At 75.2% G+C, this 15,899-nt stretch carries 19 protein-coding genes; 9 read left to right on the forward strand and 10 right to left on the reverse strand.

Annotated elements, in window-relative coordinates; all coding sequences use genetic code 11:
• Positions 1-38 precede the first annotated feature (38 nt).
• Positions 39-929, reverse strand: coding sequence for a universal stress protein (locus AB0B41_RS22770; protein ID WP_358206431.1), 891 nt, complete (start codon positions 927-929; stop codon positions 39-41).
• Positions 930-1,229: 300 nt separating this feature from the next.
• Between AB0B41_RS22770 and AB0B41_RS22775 the strand changes: the two genes are divergently transcribed.
• From AB0B41_RS22775 to AB0B41_RS22785, 3 genes are read left to right on the forward strand one after another with little or no spacing between them, the layout of a single operon-like run.
• A complete protein-coding gene (locus AB0B41_RS22775; protein ID WP_358206433.1) occupies positions 1,230-1,355 on the forward strand; it encodes a hypothetical protein in 126 nt (41 codons plus the stop codon).
• Positions 1,356-1,369: 14 nt separating this feature from the next.
• Positions 1,370-2,335: an NAD(P)H nitroreductase gene (locus AB0B41_RS22780; protein WP_358206435.1), complete on the forward strand. Its 966-nt coding sequence runs from the start codon at positions 1,370-1,372 to the stop codon at positions 2,333-2,335.
• A 5-nt stretch (positions 2,336-2,340) separates the two neighbouring features.
• The gene (locus AB0B41_RS22785) at positions 2,341-3,732 is read left to right on the forward strand and encodes a SulP family inorganic anion transporter (protein ID WP_358206436.1); all 1,392 of its coding nucleotides are present in this window, start codon (positions 2,341-2,343) and stop codon (positions 3,730-3,732) included.
• Between the two features lie 20 nt (positions 3,733-3,752).
• Here the strand turns inward: AB0B41_RS22785 and AB0B41_RS22790 are convergent, their stop codons facing one another.
• The gene (locus AB0B41_RS22790) at positions 3,753-4,622 is read right to left on the reverse strand and encodes a universal stress protein (protein WP_358206438.1); all 870 of its coding nucleotides are present in this window, start codon (positions 4,620-4,622) and stop codon (positions 3,753-3,755) included.
• Positions 4,623-5,004: 382 nt separating this feature from the next.
• Between AB0B41_RS22790 and AB0B41_RS22795 the strand changes: the two genes are divergently transcribed.
• On the forward strand, positions 5,005-5,472 hold the full coding sequence (locus tag AB0B41_RS22795; protein WP_358206440.1) for an Hsp20/alpha crystallin family protein: 468 nt from the start codon (positions 5,005-5,007) through the stop codon (positions 5,470-5,472).
• Between the two features lie 78 nt (positions 5,473-5,550).
• The gene (locus AB0B41_RS22800) at positions 5,551-5,856 is read left to right on the forward strand and encodes a glyceraldehyde 3-phosphate dehydrogenase NAD-binding domain-containing protein (protein WP_358206442.1); all 306 of its coding nucleotides are present in this window, start codon (positions 5,551-5,553) and stop codon (positions 5,854-5,856) included.
• Positions 5,857-5,899: 43 nt separating this feature from the next.
• Here AB0B41_RS22800 and AB0B41_RS22805 read toward each other — a convergent pair whose 3' ends face one another.
• The 4 genes from AB0B41_RS22805 to AB0B41_RS22820 are packed head-to-tail and all read right to left on the reverse strand — an operon-like array spanning position 5,900 to position 8,319.
• Positions 5,900-6,604 carry a CBS domain-containing protein gene (locus AB0B41_RS22805; RefSeq protein WP_358206444.1) on the reverse strand — a complete coding sequence of 235 codons (705 nt, stop codon included), beginning with the start codon at positions 6,602-6,604 and terminating at the stop codon, positions 5,900-5,902.
• On the reverse strand, positions 6,604-7,584 hold the full coding sequence (locus AB0B41_RS22810) for a CBS domain-containing protein (protein ID WP_358206446.1): 981 nt from the start codon (positions 7,582-7,584) through the stop codon (positions 6,604-6,606). Before AB0B41_RS22810 ends, AB0B41_RS22805 begins: the two co-directional genes overlap by 1 nt.
• The gene (locus AB0B41_RS22815) at positions 7,581-8,159 is read right to left on the reverse strand and encodes a hypothetical protein (RefSeq protein WP_358206448.1); all 579 of its coding nucleotides are present in this window, start codon (positions 8,157-8,159) and stop codon (positions 7,581-7,583) included. The genes AB0B41_RS22810 and AB0B41_RS22815 overlap by 4 nt, the downstream gene beginning before the upstream one ends.
• Positions 8,146-8,319 carry a hypothetical protein gene (locus AB0B41_RS22820; RefSeq protein WP_358206450.1) on the reverse strand — a complete coding sequence of 58 codons (174 nt, stop codon included), beginning with the start codon at positions 8,317-8,319 and terminating at the stop codon, positions 8,146-8,148. Before AB0B41_RS22820 ends, AB0B41_RS22815 begins: the two co-directional genes overlap by 14 nt.
• Positions 8,320-8,746: 427 nt before the next feature.
• Between AB0B41_RS22820 and AB0B41_RS22825 the strand changes: the two genes are divergently transcribed.
• Entirely contained in the window at positions 8,747-9,079 is a 333-nt protein-coding gene (locus tag AB0B41_RS22825) for a CBS domain-containing protein (protein WP_358206452.1), read from the forward strand.
• Complete coding sequence (locus AB0B41_RS22830) at positions 9,079-9,420, forward strand: BON domain-containing protein (RefSeq protein WP_358206454.1); 342 nt, start codon at positions 9,079-9,081, stop codon at positions 9,418-9,420. The genes AB0B41_RS22825 and AB0B41_RS22830 overlap by 1 nt, the downstream gene beginning before the upstream one ends.
• Before the next feature lie 16 nt (positions 9,421-9,436).
• On the opposite strand, the gene AB0B41_RS22835 is transcribed toward AB0B41_RS22830, so the two are convergent.
• Together AB0B41_RS22835 and AB0B41_RS22840 are read right to left on the reverse strand one after the other, a co-directional pair.
• Positions 9,437-11,977: a glycosyl hydrolase family 65 protein gene (locus AB0B41_RS22835; RefSeq protein WP_358206457.1), complete on the reverse strand. Its 2,541-nt coding sequence runs from the start codon at positions 11,975-11,977 to the stop codon at positions 9,437-9,439.
• Positions 11,974-13,185: a site-2 protease family protein gene (locus tag AB0B41_RS22840; protein ID WP_358206459.1), complete on the reverse strand. Its 1,212-nt coding sequence runs from the start codon at positions 13,183-13,185 to the stop codon at positions 11,974-11,976. The genes AB0B41_RS22835 and AB0B41_RS22840 overlap by 4 nt, the downstream gene beginning before the upstream one ends.
• Positions 13,186-13,532: 347 nt before the next feature.
• Here AB0B41_RS22840 and AB0B41_RS22845 point away from each other — a divergent pair, with 347 nt between their 5' ends.
• Positions 13,533-13,787: an acyl carrier protein gene (locus AB0B41_RS22845; protein ID WP_358206461.1), complete on the forward strand. Its 255-nt coding sequence runs from the start codon at positions 13,533-13,535 to the stop codon at positions 13,785-13,787.
• A 35-nt stretch (positions 13,788-13,822) separates the two neighbouring features.
• Here the strand turns inward: AB0B41_RS22845 and AB0B41_RS22850 are convergent, their stop codons facing one another.
• Positions 13,823-14,005: a hypothetical protein gene (locus AB0B41_RS22850; RefSeq protein ID WP_358206463.1), complete on the reverse strand. Its 183-nt coding sequence runs from the start codon at positions 14,003-14,005 to the stop codon at positions 13,823-13,825.
• 40 nt (positions 14,006-14,045) lie between these two features.
• Positions 14,046-15,026: a universal stress protein gene (locus AB0B41_RS22855; protein WP_358206465.1), complete on the reverse strand. Its 981-nt coding sequence runs from the start codon at positions 15,024-15,026 to the stop codon at positions 14,046-14,048.
• Between the two features lie 200 nt (positions 15,027-15,226).
• Between AB0B41_RS22855 and AB0B41_RS22860 the strand changes: the two genes are divergently transcribed.
• Positions 15,227-15,847 carry a universal stress protein gene (locus AB0B41_RS22860; RefSeq protein WP_358206467.1) on the forward strand — a complete coding sequence of 207 codons (621 nt, stop codon included), beginning with the start codon at positions 15,227-15,229 and terminating at the stop codon, positions 15,845-15,847.
• Positions 15,848-15,899: the final 52 nt, after the last annotated feature.

The following is a 15,899-nucleotide window of genomic DNA, read 5'->3' on the forward strand; positions in this document are numbered from 1 at the left end:
CTTGTCCTCTCTGGGACGTCAGCCGTGGTCAGACGTGGTCAGGCGTGGTCGGCCGTGTCGGGGCGTACCACTGCGACCGGGCACGCGGCGTGGTGCAGCACGGCCTGGCTCACCGAGCCCATCGTCAGACCACCGAGCGAGCCGAGCCCCCGGGACCCGACGACGACCAGGCCCGCCCCCTCCGAGTGGGTCACCAACTCGCGCGCGGCGCCGTCGAAGGCGACTGCGAGACGCACCTCGGTCCCCGCGTACTTGCTGCGCCACGGGGCGACCCGCTCCTCGAGCAACTGCTCCTCCTCGGCGAGGACCGCCTTGGGGTCCAGGGTCGGGACGAGGAACGGGTCGAGCACCGCACCGCTCCAGGTGTGCACCGCGACCAGCGGCGAGCCCCGCAACGCCGCCTCCTCGAAGGCGAAGTGGAGCGCCGGCTCGTCCGCCGCACCGCGGCCGTCGACCCCCACCACGACCGGCCCGTCGGGTGAGCGGGCTCCCCGCACCACGACCACCGGGCACGCCGCACCGGCCGCCACGGAGATCGCCACCGACCCGAGGAGCAGGCCGGTGAACCCTCCGCGGCCGCGGCTCCCCAGCACGACGAGGGCCGCGTGCCCCGACTCCGAGTGCAGCACCGTCCGCGCCTCACCGGCACGCACCTCCTGCTGCACGTCGACCCCGGCCGCGACGTCGCGGGCCGCCGCCGCGGCGGTGGTCAGGTGCTCCTCGGCTGCACGCTCCCACACCCGGCGCTGGTACTCCTGGCCCAGCTGCGGGACACCGATCGGGCGGAACATCGTGTGGGCGACCGCCGCGACGAGCCGGAGCCCGCAACCGCGGCGGGCCGCCTCGGCGGCCGCCCATCGTGTGGCGTCGAGCGCGGACTCCGAACCGTCCACGCCGACGACCACTGCTCGACCGACGTCACTGCTCATGGTCCCTCCTCAGGACGTCTCTCCGGACGACCCGGAGTTCCGAGCCCACGGTCCCCGCCGGATCGTGGGCCCACATCCGGCTCTCCGTCCCGGGCGGGGAGAGCCGAAGGGCCCGGCGCGACGGGAGAGGGATCCCGGCGACCGCCGCCCTCACGCCGGAACGTCGGCCGACGTCGGTGTGGGACCTGCAGTAGGGAGATCGAGGGCGGAAGGCCCGCCGGCGCCGGGTCCGCGGGCTCTCATGAGGGAGTGCCGACGAGCGCACCGTGGACACGACAACGACACGGCGAAGGAGCCGAGATGTCCACAGCAGACCCGGTCGCTCCGGCGCCGCACGCCGACATGCTCGTCGGGCAGGCGTCGACGAGCGTCGCCCGGGCTCGTTCTGTCGCGGTGACACTCCAGCCCGCCGAGCAGGCCGGTTGACGATGGCCGCCCAGGTGAGCGCCCCACTGCTCGAGAGAGCGGTCGGGCTGGCGCTCCGCGCGCCGTCGGTGCACAACAGCCAGCCCTGGCGCTGGCGACTGCGGCGGGCGGAGGTGGAGCTGCACACCGACCCCTCGCGTCACCTGCCGGAGACCGATCCCGACCGCCGGGACCTCGTCATCAGCTGCGGCGCTGCGCTGCACCACCTGCGCGTCGCGCTGGCGGGGCTGGGCGTCGCCGTCGAGGTCGACGTCGTGCCCGACGCTGAGAACTCCCGGCACCTGGCCACGGTGCGGTGCGTCGACGGACCGCCGGACCGGTCCGCCGCCGCGCTGTTCGGCCAGATCTCGCGGCGCCACACCGATCGCCGCCGCTACTCCGCCGAGCCCGTGCCCGCCGTCCGGCTGACCGGTCTCGTGACCTGGGCCCAGGGCTTCGGGGTCTCCGCACACCCGGTCACCGATCCGGGGGTTCTGCAGCGGACGAACGAGGTACTGCGGTTCGCCGCCCGCGAGCAGCGGCGCGAGCCCGGTTACCTCGCCGAACTCCTGCTCTGGACCCACCGCTACGCCGCCGCGCACGACGGCGTCCCCCCGCTCGCGGTGCCGATGCGGACCGGGCAGTGGGACGTGCCGCATCTGCAGCGATTCCCCTCCGGGACCTTGGCCCCGGGCCAGGACACCGGGCCCGACGGCGGGACGCTCGTGGCGCTCACCACGCCGGAGGACGACACCGCGGCCCGGCTCGCGGCGGGCGAGGCGACCAGCGCCGTGCTGCTCCACGCCACTCGTGTCGGGCTGGCCACCGCTCCGCTCAGCCAGGCCGTCGAGCAGCCCGTCGCCCGCAGGCGGCTGCGCGTGGCGCTGGGGGTGCCCGACCAGCCGCAGATCGTGATCCGGCTGGGGGTACCCCTGCCGGGCGCCCCGCCGCTCGCACCCACGCCACGCCGGCCTCTGGCATCGGTGCTGCTACGCCCGTGACACGGATGGCCCGGCCCACCCTGCGCCCGCCCCCGGGACTCGCGCCCGGCATCGACGCGCTGCGTCGACGCCGTTGGCCCGCCCTCCGCGGTGACCTCCTCGGCGGGCCGACGGTGGCGGCGTACCTGGTTCCGCAGGTGCTCGCCTACGCCGCGGTGGCGGGTCTCCCGCCCGTCACCGGGCTCTGGGCCGCGGGCGCCGCGCTCGCCGTGTATCCCCTGCTCGGGTCGTCGCGCCTGCTGTCGATCGGCCCCGAGTCCACCACCGCGCTGCTGACCGCCGTCGCGATCGCGCCCGTGGCCGGCGGCGACCCGGGCCGCTACGCCGCCCTCGCCGCCGGTCTGGCACCCATCGTCGGCGTCGTCTGCGTGATCGCCCGGATCGCCCGGCTCGCCTTCCTCGCCGACCTCCTGTCGCGGCCGGTCCTCGTCGGCTACCTGGCCGGCATCGCGGTCATCATGATCATCAGTCAGCTGGAGCCCCTCACCGGGGTCTCCGTCGAGGGCGACGGGGCACTGCAGGAGGTCGTCTCCTTCGCGACCGGGCTCGACCAGGTGCACCTGCCGACGCTGGCCGTCGGGCTCATAGTGCTCGCACTGCTCGGACTGGGGGCTCTCCTGACACCCCGAGCCCCGGTCCCCATGGTGGCGGTGCTGCTCGCCGCGGGCGCGGTCGCCGTGTTCGGGCTCGACGAGCGAGGGGTGGCCACGATTACCCTGCCCCGCGCCGCCCTCGGGGCCCTCGTCGTCTACGCCGCCCTGCGCCTGATCGACGTCCACGAGTTCCGCCGGATCGCCCGCTTCCGCCGCAGCGAGCTGCTGCTCGCCCTGGCCACCGTCGCCGCGGTCCTCGCCCTCGGCGTCCTGTACGGCGTGCTCGCCGCCGTCGGGCTGTCCCTGCTCGACCTGGTCCGCCGGATCGCCCGGCCGCACTCGGCCGTCCTCGGCTTCGCCCCCGGCGTTCCCGGGATGCACGACGTCGGGGACCTGCCCGGCACCGAGCAGGTCACCGGGCTGGTCGTGCGCCGCTACGACCCGCCGCTCTTCTTCGCCAACGCCGACGACTTCCGCAGCAGCGTGCTCGCCGCGAGCGAGGACACGGAGTCCGCCCGTTGGGTGCTGCTGGATCTCGAAGCGGTCACGGAGCTCGACGTGACCGCGGCCGACATGCTCTGCGGGCTCGCGCGCGAACTCACCGGACGTGGTGTCGTCGTCGCGGTCGCCCGGGCGAAACGCGAGTTGGTCGAGGACCTCGCCGCCGGCGGCGTGCTCGAGACCATCCCCAGGGAGCGGCTCTACCCGACCCTGCCGACGGCGGTGGCGGCCTACCGGGCCGCGACGGACGGGCCGGCCCGGCCCCCCGGGCCCGTCCCGCGCGAAGGTCCACCCGCGGCATGAGGCGGTCGTTCGGCAGGCGCTCAGCGGGCTTCCGCGGAGACGGCGACCGGGGCGAGCACGACCGGGCAGGGAGCGAAGCCGACGAGCCCGCGGCTGGTCGACCCGAGCAGCACGCCGTCGTCCGGCCGGGGCGCCCGGGACGCGGAGCGGGGAGCCGCGACGACCATCCGTGCGGTCTCGGCGAGGTCCAGCAGCGTGCGCAGCGCCGTGCCCTCCACCGAACGCGTCTCGACGGCGAGGCCGGGCGCACGCTCCCCGACCCGCCGCCGGGCCTCGGCCGCCACGGCCTCGCCCTGCGCGGCCAGCTCCGACCAGTCCTCCCGACGCCGATGGGCACCGCCTCCGGCACCGGCGACGACGTCGGACCACACGTGGACCGCGAGCAGGGGTGCACCGAGGTCGCGGGCGAGATCGGCGGCGAGGTCCAGGGCGTCGTCTCCGCTCCCGGTGCCGTCGACCCCGACCACGACCGGTCCGGCCGTCGGCGGGGTCCGGTCGGTCGTGCGACCGCGTACGACGGCGAGTGGGCACGGCGATGCGCCCGCGAGCCTGAGGGCGGCGGTTCCGGCCAGCAGCCCCGAGGAACTCCCCTTCCCGTAGCTGCCCACCACCAGCAGACCGGCGCCACCCGCCCGCGCCAGCAGGGCATCCGCCACCGCGTCCGGACCGCCCGGTCCCGCGACCACGTCCGTCTGCGCGCCGAGGGTCGCCGCGAGCGCGCTCAGCCAGCCGGGTACGGCGGCTCCCGGACCGACGAGCAGCAGGCGGAGCGGCACGCCGCGGGCCTCCGCGACCTCGGCCGCCCAGGTGGCGGCGTCCTGCGCCGAGGGCGTCGCGTCGACACCCACCACCACCGGACGCCCGTCCGCGCCCTTCGCGAAGTCCGCCACGGGTTCCCCCTCGTTTCCACGCCTCGCACCTCAGGCTCGCACCCAGGACCCGTTCGGGACAGGGCACGGCGGCACGGTGCCGCACCGGACGCGCGCCCGCGGACCAGGGGCGTCCGGCCCTACCGGCTGGACGTCAGCCGGTCGACGCGGTCCCGAGCAACCGGGCTCGCCCTCGGTCCCGTCCGACGCGCTGGACGTCGCGTCGACCGGGCGGGTGGGCTGCCGGCTCACCCCGGCCGACGCCAGGCCCTTCCCGGTCGGGGCGTCCGGCGTCCTGGCCCGGGACCGACGGCCCTGCGCACCGGCGCGACGCCGGCGGAGTGTCGACGGTGTCCCACCGGAGAGGACGGACACCAGGGGACCGACGAGGAGAGGATCTCCCATGAGCATGATCTCGCGCCGCGACAAGGGCACCGACATCGCACCGTTCAGCCGCATGGACCGCCTGTTCGACGAGTGGTTCAGGTCGCTGCCGATGCGCCGCCCGTTCGGGCTGGACTGGACGGGCGAGGAGCTGATCCGCGTCGACGAGTACCGCGACGGCGACACGGAGGTGATCAAGGCCGACCTCCCCGGCATCGACCCGGCCAAGGACGTCGAGATCACCGCCGCCGACGGCATGCTGCGCATCAAGGCCGAGCGCCGCATCGAGGAGGACCGCGAGGACAAGGGCTACACCCGTCACGAGATCCGCTACGGCTCGATGACGCGCACCCTCCCGCTGCCGGAGGGCGTGAGCGAGGGCGACATCACCGCGAGCTACAAGGACGGGATCCTCGAGGTCCGCGTCCCGATGCCGCCCAAGCCCGAGGCGAAGAAGCCGACCACCATCCCGGTCAGCAGCTCCTGATCGCTCCGGCCACGGGGGTGTCGCGCCCGTCGAGTGCGACACCTCCGTGGTCTGCGCTCGCTACAGGAGGGAACCGCCATGCGCGTCCGCGTGGGCATCGACGGCGCGGGCCGGCTCGGCCGGCAGCTGCTCCGCACGATCGTCCACCGGCACGAACCCGACTACGATGACGTCGCCCTGCGTGACGCCGCCCCGGCCGGCGAGATCGCTCGACGGCTGCTGCACGACTCCACGCACGGTCGGTGGGACCACCGCATCGAGGTGGCCGCCGAGCACCTGGGCGTGGACGACCGGACGATCCGCGTCCTGCACGAGGACCACCCGCACTGGGCGGCCGCCGACGTGGAGATCGGGGTCATGGCGCGCCTTCTCCCGGACCGCTGACACCAGGCCACGCCGCGGACCCCACGCGAGCCCGACGGAAACGCTAGAGGGTCTTCGGATCGACGGTGCGCTCGTCCACGTCGTGGGTGAGGTGGTCGACCACGTCGACCACGCCCTCGAGCCGGTGGGTCAGGGCGACGGCCACGACGGCGTCGGCGTGCGTCGGGACCCGCCCCCCGAGTGTCACCACCCCGCCGGAGACCGTGACGTCCACGCGGCCGGGGTCGATCAGCAGGATGCGGCCGAGGACCTGGTCACGGACCTCGCGGGCCAGGTCGTCGTCCGGACGCTCGAACACCCGCAGCAGGTCCGTGCGTCCGAGCACGCCGCAGAGTCGTACGGGTCGGCCCCCGAGGTTCCCGGTGGGCCCGTCGACCACGGGGAGCCAGCCCAACCGGTGTGCCGTCATGAGGCGCGCCGCCTCCGCCACACCGGTCTCCGGCGCAACGGCGACGACGTCCGCCGTCATCAGGTCGCGGGCGCGGGTGTGCGGCGCGATCTCCTCCCGGTGCCGCCATCGGCGCCGTCGATGGACCACGGGTTGCTCCGCGTCGTCGTGCTCCGCCAGGCGGAGCACGTCCGCCTCGGAGACGACGCCGAGCAGGTACTCCCCGTCGACCACGGGCAGGGCGCGAACGCCGCGGCGGCGGAGCGCGGCGACGATCTCGGCGACCGAGGCGTCCGGGCCGACGGCCTCCACGTCGGTGGTCATGACCTCCTCGACCACGGTCCTTCGCAGCACGGTCATCACGTCACCTCCGCGGGCACCTCGACGGACACGGGCAGCGCGGTCTCGTCGGGCCGGCCGGGTGACGGCACGACGGTGACGGTGCTGGGTGCGTGCAGGACGCAGTGCAGGCCCACCGACCCGAGCAACAGGCTCGCCCCGGCTCCGCGGCCGCGCGAGCCCACCACGAGCAGGTCCGCGCCCACCGCCGCGCCGCTCAGCACGTGCCCCGGATCCCCCGGCACGGCCCGCACCACGACCCCGGGCACCGGGCCGTCCTGCTCGGTCCGCAGCTCCTCGGCGGCCGCAGCCGCCCTGACGCCCAACTCTCGCTCGATCTCCGTCGCCAGCCCGCGGGGTGTGGGGACCTGCGGCACGCCGTAGACGACCGGCCAGGGCGCCGGGACCGTGAAGGCGGACACCACCTCGACCCCCGCTCCCCGCCGGGCCGCCTCACGCAGTGCGAACCGGAGTGCGGCGGCCGCGCCGGGCGATCCGTCGTCACCCACGACGATCCGCCCGCGCGGTGACCAGCCACGCGGGGCCGGACGCTCCGGCAGGTCACGCCGGCGGCGTACCTCCTCGACGCTGTGCTCCTCACGTGCGATGACCCGCAGGGCGTCCCGCCGGGTCACGATGCCGACCAGATCACCGTCGTCGACGATGGGCACCGACCGCACGTGCGCGCTCAGCATGAGCGACACGACGTCGGCGAGGTCGTCCTCCGGGCGCATCGCCGCCGGCGTCCCGGACATGACCTCGTCGACGACCTCGGGAGTGCGCCCCTCGGGCCACCCCGCCGGCCGGAACCGATCGCGGACCAGGTCGGCCTCGGTCACGATGCCGAGCAACCGCCCGCCCCAGTCGACCACCGGCGCCGCGGTGAAGCCGTGCGCGGCCAGCAGCGCGGCCGCCGGAGCGACCGGGGTGCCCGTCCGCACGGTGATGACCGGGCTGCTCATCACGTCGTCGGCCCGGAGCCCGCCGCCACCCGAGCTCATCGGGTGCTCCGCCAGCGCGGCTCGACCTCGGCCCACTCCCGCTCCCATTCGGCGGCGTGCAGCCGACCGACCCCGAGGAACGCCAGGTGTCCGAGCGCGGCCACCACGAACTCGCCGACCAGCAGGATGCCCCCCGCCGTCGCGGCCGTGACGAAGAAGGCCTCGGTGGCGCTCAGCGGGGCCCGCACGACCCGACCGTCGGTGGTGACCCAGGCGGCCACCGGGTCCCCGGCCTGCTTGGGGCCGTGCACCTCGACCCGCCCGACACGCTCGACCCCGTCGGGGCCGGTCCAGCGCACGTCGGCAGGGACGCGACTGCCGCCCTCGGGCAGGACGGGAACATCCTCGGCCAGGACCGCGGTGATCCGGGTGCGGTCCCGGGCCTCCGCGGTGACCCGCTCGGACAAGCCGTCGTGCACCCGCAGCCCGATCACGACCGCGGCTCCCAGCACCACCAGGACCGCGACACACACCGTCCAGGCGGTCAGGTCGGCGACGCGGTCGGACCGGCGGCGGGGAAGCCGGCGGGCGCGGGGCTCCGGCCGGGACGGGCCGGCGTGTTCATCGGCGCGCATTCCGGGCCATCCTTCCGCGCGTGACCGGCCGGTCGACGGGATCGAACCGCAGCACGTCGTCTGCGTTCTGGCTGGTCGACGCCCCGCGCACGGTCGGCTGCCTGTCGTAGCCCTCTCCCGGCCCGGCCCGCTCGGCCCGGTCGTGCAGCAGTGCGTTCATGTCGACGAGAGTCCGCCGGCGTCGATGAGTCGGGCAGGGCCCAAGGGCCGCCGACCGCACGCCGGACGCCACGGATCATGCGGGACGGCCGTGCCGTCTGCGCCGCGACGGCCCCGGTCGAAGGACCCGGTGCTCCTCGGTCCGCCAGGTCCGGAGGCCCTGGCACGCCGCGGCGCGGGTCGCTCACGCGGACCCTTGCCGGTGCACCCGCTGCTGCGGTCGTGGCAGCCGCACGTTGTCCCGTCCTCGTCGTGCAGGGGTCCGCACGCCCGAGCCTGCCGGCCCGCCCCAGGACGCGCTCGTCCCGGCTGCCGACCTGAACCGGCTCCGGGCGGCCGCTCGGCCCTCCTGCCGGCGACGAGGGGCCCTGCCTGCCCGGGACCCGCGCACCTGCTCACCGGGTCCGGAACGGGGAGATGCTCGGGTCATGAAGAACCTGACCGTCGGCGACGTCATGACGAGGGACGTGGTCACCGCCCGGCCCGCGATGCCGCTGAAGGAGGCCGCGCGTGTCCTGCACGACCGGCACGTCAGCGGGATGCCCGTGCTCGACGAGGACGACCGACTCGTCGGTGTGGTCTCGGAGCGTGACCTGCTCCTGACGCAGGCCGCGCAGCTCCCCCGGGACGCGCACTGGTGGGAGTCGCCGGCCCGTCGCGACGATCTCCGGCGCCGCGCCGGCGACACGGTCGGGCACGTGATGACCACCAAGGTGGTGACCACCGTCGCCGACGTCCCCTCGCCCGTGCCGCGCGGCTGATGACCCGGCACGGCGTCAAGCGGCTGCCTGTGCTCGACCCCGACGGCCGGCATCTGGTGGGCGTCGTCAGCCGCACCGACCTGCTGCGCGCGTTCCTGCGCTCGGACGACGACATCCGCGCGGACATCCTCGGCGAGGTCCTGGTCCGCCTGCTCTGGCAGGACCCGACGGCGGTGGCGGTCGAGGTCGTCGACGGTGTGGTGACCCTCTCGGGTGAGCTCGGCGAGCGCAGCACCGCCGAAGCGGCAGAGCGCCTCGTCCGCCGCCTCGACGGCGTGGTCGACGTGACGTCCCACCTCACCTGGCGCATCGACGACGGCGGTCTCGCCCGCCGCCGCTGACGGCCGAGGCCGTCGATCACGGACTGCGACGCATTCGTCCGGCTGCCTCCGCCCGTCCGGTCGACCGAGGCCGACCACTCCCGGCGGGCACCGTGGCGGGGTCGGGGGTGACCGGTAGGCCGGCCGCACCGGATACGGCGACGAACCGGAGCGCTTCACCGGTGCGCAGGAGCCTGACCTCCTCGCCGCACCCCACGCGAACCGGCGAACCGGGTCCCGGGGCGGCGGCGACCCGGACCTCGCGGCCGCTGACCCGGACCTCGAGTGTGACCCCTCGGTACTCCACCGAGAACTCGAGCGCCCCGAACCGCTCGGGCCAGTGCGGGTTGAACCAGAGCGCGTCGGCGCGGGTCTCCAGGCCCGCGAAGCAGCGCTGCAGCAGGTCGACCGATCCGGCCATCGCGCCCAGGTGCACACCCTCGGCGGTGGTGCCGCCCTGGACGTCGGCCAGGTCGCTCCGCAGAGCCCGCTCGAAGTGGTCGAGCGCGTCCTCGCGGTGCGCGCGGGCGAGCACCCAGGCGTGCACGAGGGCGCTCAAGGTGGAGCCGTGCACGGTGTGCGCGAGGTGGTGGTCGATGGTGCGTGGGATCGCCTCCGGCGGTAGTGCATAGCCCAACCCGCCGAGCAGCTCTCGCAGCTCGTCGGCGGACAGCAGATAGAAGAGCATGAGTGCGTCGGCCTGCTTGGTGGCCTGGTAGTCGTCGACGGAGAGGCCCTCGGCCTCCAGGATCCGGTCGAGCCGCTGCAGGTCCCCGTACCGCCGCCGGTACCCCGCCCAGTCCAGTTCCGGCAGCCGGCTCGCCCCGTGGAACTGCTCGAGGACGCCGTCGTCCCGGAAGGGCACGTACATCCGCCGGCACAGGTCCTCCCAGTGCAGCAGCTCCGCGGGGGTCAGCCCGAGGCGCTCGACGAGCTCGGCGCGCCGGGTGCTGGGCAGCACGGCGAGGGTGTCGCGGGCCCGGTGCCACAACCAGACCGCCATGACGTTGGTGTAGGCGTTGTCGTCGATGCCGGGCTCGGCCGCACCGGGATACCGGGTGGAGTACTCGTCCGGCCCCATCACGCCGCGGATCCGGTAGCGGTCCATCGCCGGGTCGTGCCGGGCGAGGTCGGCGAAGAAGCGGGCCACCTCCAGCAGCACCTCGGCGCCGTGCCCGGCGAGGAAGTCCAGGTCTCCCGTGGCCTGGTAGTACTGCCACACGTCGTAGGCCACCGCCAGGCCGACGTGCCGTTGCAGGTGGCTGGTGTCGGGCAGCCAGCGACCCGAGCGGGGGTTGAGATGGACCCGCTGGCTCTCCTCACGGCCGTCGCTGCCGGACTGCCACGGATACATCGCGCCACGGTGCCCTGCCAGCCGGGCGGCGCGGCGGGCGGCGTCGAGGCGACGGACCCGGTAATGGAGGAGCGCCCGGGTGAGCTGGGGCATCCGCAGGGTCAGCACCGGCAGCACGAACAGCTCGTCCCAGAAGACGTGGCCGCGGTAGGCCTCACCGTGCAGGCCCCGCGCAGGAATGCCGGCGTCGAGATCGAGGTCGTGCGGCGACACGGTCTGGAGCACGTGGAACAGACCGAGCCGTAGCGTGCGGAGGGTCTCGGCCGTCGCGGAACCGCGGCCGTCCGCCAGGTCGACGCGGAACCGCCGCCAGAGCTGGTCCCAGGCCAGCTCGTGGCTGGTCAGGAGGGTCTGGAAGCACGGCGCCTCGGCGAGCTGCTCCACGGCCGTCAGGGCCGGATGGGAAATCGCGACGTCCCGCGAGGTGACCAGGGCGACGATCTTCTCGACGGTCACCGCGCGGCCCTCGGCGACCTCCAGCTCGAGGTCGTGCGAGATCCGGCCGCGCTCGCGCACCGTGCGGCGGCCGGTCCCGGAATCCTCGGCGCCGTCGACCCGGGTACGGGCCGCCTCGGCCACCAGCAGCTCCGACTGCGTGGTCCGGGCGACGAGCAGCAGGGTCTCCGGGTCGACCTCGTCCGCCGTGGCCACCCGGAGGTGCCGCCCGGCCATGTCCCGGTACCGCGCCACGCCGGAGTTGATGATCCGGCCGTCGAGGCCGGACCGCACGCGTAGGCGCCCCGACCAGTTCTCGGGCGTGACGACGGTCTGCAGCCCGGCGAGGTGCCGGCAGCCCATGTGAACGAACCGGCGCTGGCGCACCGCGGTGCGGCGGCCCGCGGCGTCGGCGAACCGCAGGACCCTGCTGAGCAGCCCGCGTCGCATGTCGAGCGTGACCCGGTGTTCCAGCAGGTGCGCGGGGTCGAGCGGGTCGACCCACAGCCCGTCGACCGCCATCCGCACCACCAGCCAGTTGGGGAGGTTGACCACGCTCTCGGTCTCGACGACCGAACCGCCGACCTCGTCGCGGAGCCGGTTGAAGACGCCGGCGGCGTAGGTGCCCGGATAGTGCGCGCCACCGGCCTCGCTCTCCGGGACCGCACCCCGCACCGCCTGGTAGCCGTTGCCGAGAGTGCACAGCGCCTCGCGCCGGCCCTCGTCAGCGGGGTCGAAACCGTCGAGGACCAGCGTCCAGTCGTCCCGGGCCCGCACCGGGTCGGTCACGGCCGGTCCTGCCCGCCCAGCGCCTCCAGTTCGACGAGCCGGGCCACGTCCGCCGTGGTCACGAGCCCGGCCACCCGGCCGTGGTCGACGGCCACGCCCAGTACGTCGGTGCCCGGGACGGGGCCCTGCCCGACCAGACGCTCGAGCGGTGAGTCGACGGCGACGACGCGCTGCGGCGGCAGTGGCCGGCCCGCCTCCCGGACCCGCGTGGTGGCCCGCCGGTCCGCGCCCAGCCGGACGAGGTCGCGGACCGTCACCAGGCCCACCGGATCCCCGTCGACCCCGACGACGAGCAGGGTGGGGTCTCGGTACGGCCGTGCGCGGAGCTCGGTGGCCAGGGTCTCGGCGGACCAGCCCGCCTGGGCGACGAAGGCCGGCGGGTGCGCGACGGCGGCGACGGTCCGACCCGCGAGAGCCTTCGCCACGCGACTGCCCGCCTGCTCGGTCGCCGCGGTGCCACCGACGAACCACCCGATGCCCGCGAGCCACAGCCCGGTCCACTCCCCCCGCCACAACAGCAGGGCTCCCGAGAGGATCAGCAGCAGGCCGAGCACTCGCCCGGTGGCGGCCGCGACCTGGCGCGCCCGCTCCCGGTCGCCGGTGAGGCCCCAGACCAGGCCCTGCAGCACCCGTCCGCCGTCGAGCGGGGCGGCCGGGAGCATGTTGAACACGGCGAGGACCAGGTTCGCGGACCCCAACCAGCCGAGCACGGCGACCAGGACCGCTGCCCACCCCTCGGCCCGGCCGACCGCCGCGAGGGCGAGGAGGCCACCGCCGAGCAGGGCCGACACGGCCGGGCCGGCCAGGGCGACGACGGCGAGCGCGCGGGGCCCGCGCGGTTCCCTCGCCATCTCCGAGACCCCGCCGACCACCCACAAGGTGACCCGCCGGACGTCGACCCCGAAGCGGTGCGCCGCGACCACGTGCGCGAGCTCGTGCGCGGCGATCGTCGCCACGAACAGCACTCCGGCGGCCGTCGCGGCGAGCCAGACCACGACGGGTGGCGTCCCGGGCGCGGCCGCGGGCAGCACCCCGACGGCGAGCAGCCAGGCCAGCAGGGCGACGACGACCAGCACCGACCAGTGCAACCCGACGGGCACCCCGGCCACCCGCCCGAACGGCACGACCCCGGGAAGCGGCTCCGGCGCGGGTGGGCGCCGGGACCCGTCGTCGGGCTCCCTGTCCGTCGAGGGCGTGCTCGCGCGCATGACTCCTCCTTCGCCGTCCTCCCGACGCTAGGAGGGCCGGGAGGCGGCGATCAGGGGCGAACGTCCCCGGCCACGGGGGAGGGCCGCACCGAAGAGCCGGGACCCCGTCCGGGACCCGCTCGGCAGGCGTCGCGAGCGCGACGAGCCGGGCCAGCTCGGCGTCGGTCCCGGCTGCCAGGACGTCGAGGTCGTCGGCCGACTCGTCGCCGGTCAAACCGACCACCATGTGTCGCGGGCCTTAGGCCCTGCCGCCGGAACGCCGCGTGGAGCACAGTGGCAGGACCGGGCCCGTTACGAGGGCTGTGCGGGCCCCTTGACCGACAGATCTCGCCGAGGTGCCGATGTGATTGATCCGACCGCCACCCCGACCGAGGAAGCCGCCCGAGAGCTCGTCGTCGACGTCCTGCGCGGGATCGCCGGGCCCCGAACTCGACGGGCTCCGCCCCGCGGACGACCTGCGGGAGACACTCGGCCTCGACTCCCTGGACTTCCGGAACCTGGTCGTCGGCGTCTCCGAGCGCACAGGCCGGAGGATCGAGGAGGACGACTACGAAGGCCTGGTCGATCTGGCCGGCTGGATCCCGCTGCTCGCCGGACCGTGAGCCGCCTCTCCTAGCCGACCGGATCTCCTCCGTCGTCAGACGACGGGGATCGTCAGGCTGTCACGCACCCGGATCAGGATCTCCCGCCACTCACGGAGGTAGCTCCGGTAGCGCGGGTTGTCCGTGTCCGCGATCTCCGTCGACATCCGCCCGAGGTGAGGGCTGACGACCTCGTGGACCGTCTCCGCCTCCTCGGGCGTCACCCTGAGCCCGGCCACCTCGTGTGCTCCGTCGGATACTCGCCCGGAGCCCCGCTGCTCACCCGGTGACACCGGTCGCCCGCGGGGCGCGCGGAGTGCTCGGAGTGCTCGGGGCGGCCGTCGCCCCGGCAGTGCCCGGGCCGCGCCAGCGGGGCCCGACCACCACGACCGGGCACTGCGCCAGCAGCACGACCCGGCGAGCGACCTCGCCCATCCCGATCGAGGTGCGCTCGTGCCGACCGCACCCACCCACCACGAGGAGGTGCGCTCCCCGCGACGCCTCGGCGAGCATGGCGTCGGGCCGGTCCCGGGCGATGCTGTGCCGGACCTCCACCTCGGGGAACGCCCCCACCCACGGGGCCACCCGTTCGTCGAGCGCGGCCCGGACGTCCGGGGCGAAGGCGGCGAAGTCCACGCTCGGCGTCAGATACGGATCGAGCGGGGTGTCGCTCCAGGCGTGGACGATCTCCAGCGGAGCCGCGCGGTCGCGGGCCTCCTGCAGCGCGACACGCAACGCGGCGTCGCCGCCTGGCGACCCGTCGACCCCGACGACCACCGGGCCGTCCGGGCGGGCATGACCGACACGCTCGACGAAGACCAGCGGGCAGCTGCTGCGGGCGGCGAGCGCGAGGCCGAGCAACGTTCCGGACCACCCGCCGACCGGACCGCCGACGACCACCAGTTCCGCCTCGTCCGAGGCCCGCCCGAGCACCTCCGCCGGGGCGCCCTCGAGCACCTGCCGGATGATCCGTGCGTCGGGTACCAGGAACGCGGAGTGCTCGGCCGCCCGGTCGACGTGCCGGCGGGCCGCTTGCCGGAGCAGCGAGCGGCTGCGCCCGGCAGCATCCGCCGCCTCGGGATGGTCGGTGCGGTCCGCCTGCCACTCGACGACCTCGATCAGACGCAGCACAGCGCCTCGGCGGTCCGCCTCCCGTGCCGCCCAGGTGGCAGCACCGATCGCCAACTGCGACCCGTCGATGCCGGCGACCACCGCCGGTGCCGGGGACAGCGCGGGTTCCCGGGCTGCGCGCTCCGCCATGAGCGCCTCCCTTCCTCGCTCCCGAGCATCCAGAGCCCGTGATGACCGCGCCGCTGCGCATCGGCCCGGCGTGGCGGGGACCTTGGGCCCCGGCACGGCCGGGCGTTCCCGATCCGAGTGCACGGGTCGACCGGCCCTGACCGACTCGTGGACCGTGACGCACCCTGGGCAGGTACCTCACCGACGCACCGGAGCGCTCGATGACCGTGCTGAACTCCGTCCCCACAGGCCTGCGCACCATGACCGTGCTGCTCGCCGACGAGGTCGACCTCCCCGGGCCAGGGCTTCCCGGGTGGGTCCGGGACTGGGCCGCCCGCGCAGGGGTGGTGACGCAGGTCGCGCCGGGCGCCGCACGGGAGGTCGCGGCGTCGCGGGGGTGCCGGACCGGCCGCGGTGCGGTCCTGCTGCTGCGCGGCGACGCATCTCCGCCCCGCCGGATCGTGGCCGCGGTCCAGGAGCACGAGGCGGACCAGCCCGTCGTCGCCGCGGCGGCGTCCGCGGCGGAAGCGTGTCGCGCGCGGTTGCGGATCGTCCACGCCGTGCCACGCTCCTTCGGGGAACGCAGCATCGGCCTCGCCGAAGCGGTGGAGCGCGGGCGGCAGCTCGTGACCTCGGTCGGCGTGGCGGAGGGGCCCGGTGTGCGGGCCGATCGTGACCTCGTCCGGGCCTGGCCGCACGAGGTCCTCGACGAGACCCTCGACGCCGATCTCCTGGTCGTCGGCGGGCTGCGCCCGCACGGGCCCGACGAGCTCGGGCTGACCGCCCGCACCGCGGTCGTCCATGCGCCCTGCGCGGTGCTGGTCGTGCCGCGGGCGTCCTGAGCTGGTAGCCTCGTTCATACCCCGGGGGGTACCCGGACGAGCAGACCGAGGA

Source organism: Pseudonocardia sp. NPDC049154 (assembly GCF_040648315.1).
Taxonomy (GTDB): Bacteria; Actinomycetota; Actinomycetes; order Mycobacteriales; family Pseudonocardiaceae; genus Pseudonocardia.

Bases quoted from the DNA above. Each gene is read 5' to 3' on its own strand.
- AB0B41_RS22770 (WP_358206431.1), bottom strand. From the start codon at position 929: ATGAGCAGTGACGTCGGTCGAGCAGTGGTCGTCGGCGTGGACGGTTCG.
- AB0B41_RS22775 (WP_358206433.1), top strand. From the start codon at position 1,230: ATGTCCACAGCAGACCCGGTCGCTCCGGCGCCGCACGCCGACATGCTC.
- AB0B41_RS22785 (WP_358206436.1), top strand. From the start codon at position 2,341: ATGGCCCGGCCCACCCTGCGCCCGCCCCCGGGACTCGCGCCCGGCATC.
- AB0B41_RS22795 (WP_358206440.1), top strand. From the start codon at position 5,005: ATGAGCATGATCTCGCGCCGCGACAAGGGCACCGACATCGCACCGTTC.
- AB0B41_RS22800 (WP_358206442.1), top strand. From the start codon at position 5,551: ATGCGCGTCCGCGTGGGCATCGACGGCGCGGGCCGGCTCGGCCGGCAG.
- AB0B41_RS22805 (WP_358206444.1), bottom strand. From the start codon at position 6,604: ATGACCGTGCTGCGAAGGACCGTGGTCGAGGAGGTCATGACCACCGAC.
- AB0B41_RS22810 (WP_358206446.1), bottom strand. From the start codon at position 7,584: ATGAGCTCGGGTGGCGGCGGGCTCCGGGCCGACGACGTGATGAGCAGC.
- AB0B41_RS22815 (WP_358206448.1), bottom strand. From the start codon at position 8,159: ATGCGCGCCGATGAACACGCCGGCCCGTCCCGGCCGGAGCCCCGCGCC.
- AB0B41_RS22820 (WP_358206450.1), bottom strand. From the start codon at position 8,319: ATGAACGCACTGCTGCACGACCGGGCCGAGCGGGCCGGGCCGGGAGAG.
- AB0B41_RS22825 (WP_358206452.1), top strand. From the start codon at position 8,747: ATGAAGAACCTGACCGTCGGCGACGTCATGACGAGGGACGTGGTCACC.
- AB0B41_RS22830 (WP_358206454.1), top strand. From the start codon at position 9,079: ATGACCCGGCACGGCGTCAAGCGGCTGCCTGTGCTCGACCCCGACGGC.
- AB0B41_RS22840 (WP_358206459.1), bottom strand. From the start codon at position 13,185: ATGCGCGCGAGCACGCCCTCGACGGACAGGGAGCCCGACGACGGGTCC.
- AB0B41_RS22855 (WP_358206465.1), bottom strand. From the start codon at position 15,026: ATGGCGGAGCGCGCAGCCCGGGAACCCGCGCTGTCCCCGGCACCGGCG.
- AB0B41_RS22860 (WP_358206467.1), top strand. From the start codon at position 15,227: ATGACCGTGCTGAACTCCGTCCCCACAGGCCTGCGCACCATGACCGTG.